Source organism: uncultured Muriicola sp., from assembly GCF_947258935.1.
Taxonomy (GTDB): Bacteria; Bacteroidota; Bacteroidia; order Flavobacteriales; family Flavobacteriaceae; genus Muriicola.
In genome coordinates, this window is sequence record NZ_CAMYKH010000148.1 from 1 (window position 1) to 2025 (window position 2025).

General features: G+C 41.1%; 2 protein-coding genes and 1 pseudogene. All 3 read left to right on the forward strand.

The window, feature by feature from the left end; translation table 11 throughout:
• Nucleotides 1-247: pseudogene (locus tag Q0X72_RS13765) on the forward strand (ABC transporter substrate-binding protein); the annotation flags it as partial.
• A complete protein-coding gene (locus tag Q0X72_RS13770) occupies nucleotides 248-1279 on the forward strand; it encodes an iron ABC transporter permease (RefSeq protein WP_297766584.1) in 1032 nt (343 codons plus the stop codon). It abuts the pseudogene before it with no gap.
• Between the two features lie 83 nt (nucleotides 1280-1362).
• The coding region (locus tag Q0X72_RS13775) for an ABC transporter ATP-binding protein (protein ID WP_297766586.1) at nucleotides 1363-2025 on the forward strand (663 nt) is incomplete at its 3' end.

Genomic DNA, 2025 nt, shown 5'->3' on the forward strand with positions numbered 1-2025 from the left:
GATATCGCCTTCGCAGTTTACAGGCTATTTGGAAATGGAAAAAGCAAACACACATTATCTCAATTTCAAACCATTTATGGAAAAGAGAGTCTTCACTTTTGCGCGCACGAGAGGAGCAACGGGAGGATTACTGTATTATGAGTTGGCCCCAAACAGACCGGATATTGTGTTGAAGTATCTTATTCATATTTTTCATCCGGAATTATTGCCTGAACATAAAGCCTATTTTTTTAAACCACTGGAATAATTGACTGAACAACGGAAATATTATCTGCCTTTTGTCATGTTAAGCGTGGTACTTTTGCTGTCTTTGGTGATTAATATTGGCTTAGGATCTGTATCAATCCCTCCTGATGAAATATTGACTGCCATTCTAGGTGGTGAGACCGAAAAAGGTCCATGGTCCTATATTGTTTGGAATTACCGAATTCCCAAGGCCCTGACGGCTATTCTGGTTGGAAGCGGCCTTTCTTTAAGCGGATTGCTAATGCAGACCTTATTTAGAAACCCATTAGCCGGACCCTTTGTTTTGGGAATTAGTTCAGGTGCCAGTCTCGGGGCCGCCCTGCTCATTATGGGTTCTTCGCTGATAAGCGGATGGTTTACTTTTGGTCTCATCAATGATATTTCACTTGCATTAGCCTCCAGTCTGGGAAGTTTCCTCGTTTTGCTAATTGTTGTGGTGGTTGCTACAAGAGTGAAAGATTCAATGGCACTACTTATTATAGGCCTGATGTTTGGTAGTATTACAGCGGCCCTGGTTACTGTTTTGTCCTACTTTACAAATGCTGAAGAATTGCAGCAATATATCTTTTGGTCCTTTGGAACTGTAGGCAACCTGTCTTGGATACAACTGCTACTACTTTCGGTGGCAATTATGGTAGGGATAGTTTTAAGTATTCTTAGCTTAAAGTCGCTAAACGCACTCCTGCTGGGAGAGCAATACGCTATAAGTATGGGTGTGCGAATCAAACAATCGCGCTATATCATTATTGTTGCTACAGGCATAATGGCGGGAGCTGTAACGGCCTTTGCCGGACCCATAGCCTTTATTGGCCTTGCCGTGCCTCACCTTACACGTCAGATTTTCAATACCACAGATCATAAAATTCTGGTGCCGGCTGTATTGATATACGGTGCTATCTTACTATTGCTTTGCGATACATTCGCCCAATTACCCATGTCTGCCTATGTACTACCTATCAATGCCATTACTTCCATTATTGGCGCACCTGTTGTTATATGGTTGTTGGTGCGTAAAAAGAAAATGATCTTTTAGATATGATCCGTAAATCTGTTATTCCCACATAATTCTTTAAAATACACCATAATTACTTTATTTTAATCCTCTATTATTAAGATATGCTGGAAACAAGGGAACTGGAAGTAGGCTATTTTCTTCAGAAAGGTAAGATTTCCGTATCGAGAAATATATCATTTAAATTACACAAGGGCGAAATGGCAGCCATCGTGGGCGTTAATGGCATCGGGAAATCGACTCTGTTAAGAACCCTTGCACGTGTACAAGACAAACTTTCCGGCAGTGTATTAGTCAATGGCAGCTCCGTTGAGAACTACAAAAATAAAGATTGGGCTATGGAGCTCAGTGTGGTCTTAACCGAGCCACTGGCTTCTAAAAATCTAACGGTTCAACAACTCATCAGCCTGGGGAGACATCCATATACAAACTGGATCGGTACACTTTCAGCAAAGGACATCGAAAAGACGCATCAGGCAATTAGTTTGGTGGGATTAAAAGAGTTGAAGGATAAAAAATGTTATGAACTGAGCGACGGCCAGTTGCAAAAGGTCATGATAGCGCGTGCATTGGCCCAGGATACAAATATTATCCTATTAGACGAACCAACCACTCATCTCGACTTGTATCACAAAGTACAAATCTTGAAAATTTTGCAGCATATAGCGCATCACACCAACAAGATTGTTCTTTTTACCACTCATGAAATTGATCTGGCGATTCAATTATGCGATAAAATATTGATAATGGAGGAGCGAGGAAACTTC